Source organism: Peribacillus sp. SIMBA_075 (assembly GCF_046534585.1).
This window is the reverse complement of record NZ_JAWRYN010000944.1, coordinates 1-259: the sequence shown is the minus strand read 5'-3', so window position 1 is coordinate 259 and position 259 is coordinate 1. Positions and strand designations below refer to the sequence as shown.

Here is a 259-nt window from a genome sequence, read left to right as displayed (position 1 = left end):
CTGCGGACGATCGCGTCGTTGCGGCACTGCCGATGTTCCATGTATTTTGCTTAACAGTGGCGGTCAATGCGCCGATTGTGAACGGGGCGACTATTTTAATGTTACCGAAATTTAGTCCGAAAGAAGTATTCCGTATTTGTCGCACGTACGAACCAACGATTTTTGCTGGTGTACCGACAATGTACAATTATTTATATTTATTCGAAGAAGCGAGCGCAGAAGATGTGAAGACGCTTCGCCTTTGTATTTCAGGTGGTGC

Annotated in this window: 1 protein-coding gene; it reads left to right on the top strand. The window is 45.9% G+C overall.

Going from position 1 to position 259, the window contains the following annotated elements; all coding sequences use genetic code 11:
- Positions 1-259 (top strand): AMP-binding protein (locus SB775_RS31040; RefSeq protein ID WP_410865116.1); only part of this gene is annotated, 259 nt, incomplete at both ends.